The organism is Candidatus Desulfolinea nitratireducens, assembly GCF_982879505.1.
In genome coordinates this window covers 1-7,651 of record NZ_CEYOSI010000180.1, presented here as the reverse complement: position 1 = coordinate 7,651, position 7,651 = coordinate 1, and the positions used below count along the sequence as shown (strand labels likewise).

The window sequence follows — 7,651 nt, the reverse complement described above, 5'->3', positions numbered from 1 at the left end:
GATGTCCAAAGCACCCATCCCGAAGCCTTCGACGATGCTACTATTGAGATCCTTGTAACGCTCTCCAATCAAATAGCTACCGCAATTCAAAATGTTGGCCTTTTCAAATCTTCTGATGTCAACATCTATGAACTTGACAGGCTTTATCGGGCCAGCAGAGATATTGCTCAAGAGAATACGATAGAAGGTACTTTTAAATTAACTGGCCGAATTTTACAAAATTCTCCCTTCATTTCCGCTATTTTTACGCCTAAAGGCAAAGGATTGGGCATTTTCTCTGCATCAGACCCTGATCAAATTATTACTTTAGCTGCCCTGCCTGAGTATATAGATATCCAGCCCAGTGAGCTCACAGAACGCATTAAAGATAAAGAAGACCTAATTATTGATTTAGGGTCTCCTACAACTTTGCCAAAGGAATTTATCAGTATTCCTCGCAAATTTGGCTGTCAGGCAATATCGCTTTTACCCCTGACCCAGGGTGGAAAATTTACTGCGCTAATCATGATCGGCTCCCGCCAAAAAGATTACCTGACCGAAACGGCGGTACAGCCTTATACAAACTTTATCGAAATGATTGCCATTACACTTGATAAAATTAAGGCAACAGAATTGACAGACAGACGCCTGACTGAGCTCGAAGCGATCTCCCTAACAAGTCAGGCTGTCATAGCTGCAAAGGATCTAAACTCTCTATATCCATCGTTGCATGAACAATCACGCCAAGTCTTGGGAGATTATCCATTCGCCGTCGCCCTGTATGACGAGGTTAGCAGCACCATAAATATCCCCTATAACTATGAAGCAGGAACAGTATCCAGTGTCCCCTCTTTCTCGCTGGGCGAGGGTCTAACATCCGTTATTATCCGCACAGCACAACCCCTTATGATTGTTGAAGAAACCAAAATGCGTTCTGCCGCTTTAGGTGCAGTTCTTGACGACAAACCACCAAAATCCTGGCTTGGCTGTCCACTCCTGGTTAGTGAAAAGGTAATCGGAGCCATAATTGTTCAGGATTTCGAAAATGAAAACAGTTTTGATGAGAATTCTCTCCGTTTTCTCAAATCCCTAACCGCCCAGGTATCTGGAGCAATCTACAATATTCAACTTCTGGAGGAAAGCCATAAAAGAGCCATCCAATTGGAAAGCGCAGCTGAGATCGCTCGTGATATAAGTGGCTCTCTCAATTTGGATGAGTTGCTCAATAATGCTGTCACCATGATCCAGGAACGCTTTAGTTTTTACCATGCAGCAATATTTCTTGTCGACCATTTGCAGCATTACGCGGTAATTCGCGAGGCAACAGGTGAAGCCGGAGCCCAACTTAAGCGGAACGGTTTCAGGCTGGGTGTTGGCTCAAATTCTCCCGTTGGATATGTCTCTGGGCACGGAGAGGCGCTGACTATCGATAACACAGAAACAGACCCTACTTATCAGGAAAACCCCTTATTACCAAATACCCGTGCGGAAACAGCCATTCCGCTCAAAATTGGCGAGCGAATTCTCGGCGTATTGGATGTGCACAGTAATGAACCATACGCATTTTCCCAAGAGATTATACAAACTCTCAATATTATCGCTGATCAATTGGCTGTTGGTATTAATAATACAGAGCTATTTGCAGAAACCCAAGAGCATCTATCTCAACACCGCCTTATCCATCATATCACTACCTCCGCTGCATCCGGAACAACACTTGAAGAGGCTCTAAATGGTGCAGTGCAGGGTCTACAGGTCACATTAGGTGGTGACCGCGTAGCCATCCTCCTCGCAAATAACAAACAAGAGAAGTTGACCGTCGGCGCGGCTATCGGATACTCTGAAGAGGATATTGCAGAGATTAATATTCCCTTTGGAAGTGGCATCACGGGTTGGGTGGCAAGAAATAAAAAACTGTTGCGGATTGATGATGCACCAACCGATTCACGCTATTTCGCCGTTAGCGCTAATACACGCTCTGAATTAGCAATTCCCCTAATTTTCAGGAGTGAACTCCTGGGAGTTCTAAATGTCGAGAGCGAACAGGAAGCCGCCTATGATGAGCATGATGAAGAAATGCTCGGAACTCTCGCCGGTAGTCTTGCTGCCATTATTGCAAATGCCCGGTTGCTTCAGCAGGTTCGCCGGAGAGCCGAACGTGACCGAACGCTTCATGATATTACGAGTAAAATTCGCAGCTCAACAAATGTTCAAACCATTCTGTCAACCACAGCAACTGAATTGAACAAAGCAATTGGCGCACAACACACCCAGGTTAAAGTAGGTGTTGAACATAACTCCGAAACTGAGGGTACGAATGAATAATCCAGTAGAAAAAACCACAGTTCTCCATAAAATACTGCGTCGCACGGGTGGGTTATATCTGGTTATTGCAGTATTATTTACCCAAATTTTCTCAAGCATTAGTACGATTGCAGCAGAATATTCGATTCAAGTAAATGCGGAGTTTACAACAGATGAGCTAGCAGCCTTGGCAAAATTTGCCCTACTTGGGCTTCTGATTGCCAATATTATTGTTTTTGCCGTTATCTTTGTTTTATATAGTGATGTGCGCAAAAAACTAAATTCATGGAGATCTGGAATAAGTTTTTCAAGTGACTCACAGGATGATCTTACCGCCTGGCATCAAATAACCTCGCTTGGGTGGCGTTTTAGCCTATTTCTATTTGTCGGGGGACTCGCGGCCACAATGATACCGATGCTCTTATATCAGGCATTTGTTTTGGAAGTTAGCACAAATCAAATCATCTACACATTGTTGGGAGCATTTGCAGCAATTTTGGGAAGCTCTTCCCTTTCGTTACTACTGCTCGATCTACTTCTGGTTCCAGCGCGGGAAGTATTGCTACCCAAAGGTTTTACAGAGGGTATTGCTGGTGCTAAAGGCATAAATATATCTGTCAAATTACAAAGCATATCCCTCGCGTTGGTATTAACAAGTATTCTCCTTGTTGCTCCCATTGGTTATCATCAGACAGTCAAAGCTCTGGAAACAGGCGATCCTTCCGTTTTGCAAACAATGCAAATTCAATCTCTGGTTGTTGCATTTTTAACGATTATTTTTGGCATCATCCTTTCAGCTTTATTTGCCACCTCAGTATCTTCCCCTCTTCAGCAACTCATTAATACTTTTAAGAAAATCGAAGCGGGGGATCTTACTCAAAGAGCTAGGGTGACTGCAACTGACGAGGTGGGAGAATTAGCGGTATATTTCAACCACATGGTTTCCCGTCTTGATAAATTGCAGGGCAATCTTGAAAAGCAAATCATGGAGCGTACAGAACAACTTAAAGCCACATCGGAAGTGGGACGAGCAGTCAGTTCAATTCTTAATCCCGAAGAGCTGATTGAAAAATTTGTCAATCTTATTACAGAAAGGCTGGGCTATTATTACGCTGCCATTTTTATTGTCTCTCCGGATGGACGCTGGGCAGAGTTAAGAAGTGCAACAGGTGAAGCCGGGAAAGAGCTGCAAGCAAAAAAACATCGACTACCCATAGCGGGTAACAACATGGTGGGATCTGCGATTAACTTGAGAGAGGCTCGAATCGCACATGATGTTGGACGCGAAGCCGTCCGCTTTGATAATCCCCTGCTCCCAAACACCCGCTCTGAGATCGCCCTTCCTCTCATTGTTGGCGGGAATGTTCTAGGTGCGCTTGATGCACAGTCGACAAAAGAAAATGCTTTTGATGAAGAGAATATTGAAACATTACAGGGCATGGTAAATCAAGTAGCTATTGCTCTCGAAAATGGACGTTTATTTCAGGAAGCACAGCAAGCTTTGAAAGAAATTCGTACAAGCCAGCAAATACAGCTATCTGATGCCTGGTCTGGAGCAATGGATACTCATGCTAACCTTGAATTTTCAGCTGGGGAGAAGCCACTATCAGATGAATTTTTGCTTAATATTCCATTGGCCTTAAGGGATCAGATCATTGGAGAAATCACCCTTGATGGGGCATCAGACTGGACCACAGAAGATCGAGGCTGGGTTGAAGCGGTTGCTACACAAACAGCTCTTGCACTTGAAAATGCCCGGCTTCTTGAAGAAAGCCAACAAGTCGCCTTGCAAGAACGGCTCGTCGCAGAGATTACCAGCAAAATATGGTCATCCAATACCACAGACGGAATTTTAAAAACAGCGCTCAAGGAACTTGGAGGCGCCCTCGGCGCGTCCGAAGCTACGATAGAACTAAATATTCTGGACGAATCTGATGCGGATTAATATTTCAATTTTGAAAATAAATTCCATGGCGCAAAGCAAAACCCTATTGACATGGAATTGTATTCCCACAAATCTTCTGGTTTGTTCACAAAATTTTCCCGAAAGGCTTGATCTATGACATCACCTGAACCCTCATCAAAGCCTAATCGTATCATTGGCTCAATTCGATCCCAACTCGTGTTTGGGTTTGGGTTGATATTGGTTTTGGCTCTGGTGATTGCTCTCATTGGCTATCAGAGTTTGCAGAGCTTGCAAAAGAGTGTTCAAACTACACTTGATGAATCCAATCGAATTCGTGAGCTGAGCCTGGAAATCAAGACCGAGTTCCTGCAAGCCCGCCAAGCCGAATCAAACTTCCTGGCTTCCTGGCGTTCCTTGGGGTTTGAAACGGCTCAGGACAAATACGTATCAACTAATGAACTACACTTAGAGCAAGCCCGCAGTAAGCTAAACGAAATTGACAGTTTAGTTCAAAATTCGGGCGATCCGGAACTACAGCTCATTCTGGAGGATACTGCCAGTTTGGTTCCTTTGCTTGATACTTACGAATCTGCTTTTCAAGCCGTTGTCACCGATATCGAAGAGCGCAGTCGCCCCGATGGACAAGAGAACACGCTGAACACAAAGCTCAACGAGCTTGAAGCCATCGTTTCCCCTTTGCCAAATCCTGAGTTCCATCAACTGGTTTTGAAAATTCGGGCCAATGAGCAATCCTATTTAAACACAGGACAGCAGCAATATTATGACAACCTTCGATTGTTGATACTCGAGTTTACCGATCTGGTACAAAACAGCTCTCAGGTAGATCTCCCGGAAGAAATAGTGGCAATTCCTGACCCAGCATCCGATCCACCAGAAGAAACGGTACAGATACCTGTCTTAGAACTACTTGATTTAATCGGGATATATCAAGATCATCTAATAGAGTTAGTAGCCTTAGAAGGAAATATCGAAATCAACACCGCTGTTTTCAGAGAAGTGACGGTGGATATCAACCAAGTCACAAGCGACATACTCCGGGGAGGTGATGCTGGCTTTACTCGTGCTCGCGATCAGCTACAAACTGTGAGTGATCAGAGCAGGTTGGCATTGATAGTTGTTTCAGCTTTGGCACTGGGGCTAGGGTCTTTGGCCGCGTTCGTGCTAGCGCGACGCATCATTGGACCTTTGAACCAACTCAGTGATACAGCTCAAAGGCTGGGGCAGGGTGATTTGACCCAGTCAGTGCAAATCACTGGTGGTACTGAGTTGGTTACACTTGCCAACTCTTTCAATACCATGACCGCTCAACTTCGAGATCTTGTCGGCAGCCTGGAACAACGAGTGTCAGAACGTACTGAGGATCTTGAGTATAGAGCCGTACAATTACAAGCGGCGGCCCAAGTTGCCCAAGATGCCCTCACCATCCAGGATGTTAGAACTTTACTGACAAATGTAGCGAATCTTATTACTGAACGCTTTAATTACTACCACACTGGCATTTTTCTCCTTGACGATAAAAAGGAATACGCCATATTGCAGGCAGCGTCATCTGAGGGTGGACAACAAATGTTGAAGAAGGGCCACCAACTCAGAGTAGGCAGAGAGGGGATCGTGGGTACGACTGCCGTGGCTCGCCGTCCGCATATTGCATTGGATGTTGGTAAAGACGCAATTTTCTTTGACAATCCTGATTTGCCACAAACTCGCTCAGAGATTGCCCTCCCATTGCTTATTAATGAGGATGTTATTGGTATTTTGGATATCCAATCTACAGAATCTCAGGCTTTTGCGCAACAGGATGTCGAGATATTGCTAACACTTGCAAATCAGGTGGCTCTGGCAATTCAAAATGCACGCTTACGTGAGGAAGCCCAGGTGAACATTGCCCAATTGGAGGCATTTGCAGCTGAGCAAACAAGAAGTGTTTGGAGGGAGCATTTGGAGAAAAAATCTCATGGTTTCCTTTATACGCCCCTTGAAATTAAACCTCTAGCATCAGAAGGGTTGTCCGAAAGTATAGGAAAAGATGATGAGCTATCTGATTCACCGATAATACTTCGTGGGAGAAAGATCGGGAATATATCGTTGAAAAGAAGTACAAGAAAATGGACACAGAAAGAACAGGCCCTTGCCTCGGAGGTGGCCGATCAAGTTGCGCTGGCAGTCGAAAATTCCAGGCTTGTGAACGAAACACGTGAACAAGCATATCGCGATCAACTTATCACTCAATTTTCTTCCAGATTGCGCGAAACCCTTGATATGGACACAGTTGTTAAAACCGCCCTCGAGGAGATGAAAAAAACATTTGGCCTTGATGAAGCGGAAGTGCGATTAAATATCTCCGATGAGAATAGAATTGAGGACTAGGCAATGGAAACGCCCATAACAAATCAGAACTCAATCCCCGATTCAATAGCAGGATCATCGATTAGTCGAGAAGCGCGCAATGCGTTTTTAGTTGCTATCATATTCATGATAGCGGTATTTGCCAATCTGGTTATTTCAGTCCGGATTAGCCTATCAACTAGAACCCTTATTTCAGTTGGAGACACAATCTCGGTTTTAACCCTTTTTATCATGTCCATCTTTTCCGCACGAATGATCTGGCAGGGCCAAAAGGATAAAGGGATTTGGTTATTGCTCAATTCTTTTATTCTCACAATGGCCTTACGCAATGCTTTCACTGCCGATCTTGGGCTGATTTTTGCAATCATTGCATTTACCCTAATCCCGATCATAGGCTTGCTGACATTAAAACCCGATTCCTTTGGGCGGGTGCTGAGTTTAGGTTTTGTTTCAGGCTCTTTCTACTACATCTTTGATCTTCTTGTAACGCGTTATTTACCTTCATATCGTCAAATGACAGAAATTGTTGAACCTCTAGCGAGAACAATTATCTTCGTTGCTATTCTTCTGATAGGTTTTTTCGTGCTCTTTCTTTTAACACAGCATCGCTTCCTGCTTTTATCCTCAAAAATAATTATAGCCATGGTTATTGTTGTTCTTATTCCCATTATTATTTTGGCCATTACAGGCTCAATATCCCTACGAAGCTCACTAGGCTCGCGTCAGAATAAAATCTTGCAAGTTAAAGCAGCTTTTGTTGGTCAGGGCATTGAGAACCTGATCCTGACCAATAAACGTGAATTACGAGCTGAGGCTCAGTCCCCCGCTATTATCGAATATCTTTCCAGTCTAACTACTATTGGTGGCCAGGAAAATAAAGAAAGGTTAGAAGATCAAGCTCTTGAAAGCTTGCGATCATTCAGGCAAAAAAATATGCTTGCGGTTGGATCGTATGCAATATTAGACATCTCAGGAAAAAACATCCTTGATACAACCTTGGAAAACATTGGAAACGACGAGCACGAAACAGACTATTTCATTCAACCCCTAAATACAAATTTACCATTTGTTTCTAATATAATTAGGACAAGAACC

The 7,651-nt window shown here is 43.9% G+C and carries 3 protein-coding genes and 1 pseudogene; all 4 read left to right on the top strand.

Going from position 1 to position 7,651, the window contains the following annotated elements:
* A partial coding sequence (locus AC3DOM_RS13755; RefSeq protein ID WP_487919615.1) for a GAF domain-containing protein occupies positions 1 to 2,304 on the top strand: 2,304 nt, incomplete at its 5' end.
* Positions 2,297 to 4,228, top strand: coding sequence for a GAF domain-containing protein (locus AC3DOM_RS13750; RefSeq protein WP_487919614.1), 1,932 nt, complete (start codon positions 2,297 to 2,299; stop codon positions 4,226 to 4,228). The genes AC3DOM_RS13755 and AC3DOM_RS13750, both read left to right, overlap by 8 nt.
* 114 nt (positions 4,229 to 4,342) lie before the next feature.
* Entirely contained in the window at positions 4,343 to 6,577 is a 2,235-nt protein-coding gene (locus AC3DOM_RS13745; protein ID WP_487919613.1) for a GAF domain-containing protein, read from the top strand.
* A 3-nt stretch (positions 6,578 to 6,580) separates the two neighbouring features.
* Positions 6,581 to 7,651, top strand: a pseudogene (locus AC3DOM_RS13740) (hypothetical protein); the annotation flags it as partial.

What these genes read in the sequence shown, in the direction of transcription:
- AC3DOM_RS13750 (WP_487919614.1), top strand. Translation starts at nt 2,297, where the DNA reads ATGAATAATCCAGTAGAAAAAACCACAGTTCTCCATAAAATACTGCGT.
- AC3DOM_RS13745 (WP_487919613.1), top strand. Translation starts at nt 4,343, where the DNA reads ATGACATCACCTGAACCCTCATCAAAGCCTAATCGTATCATTGGCTCA.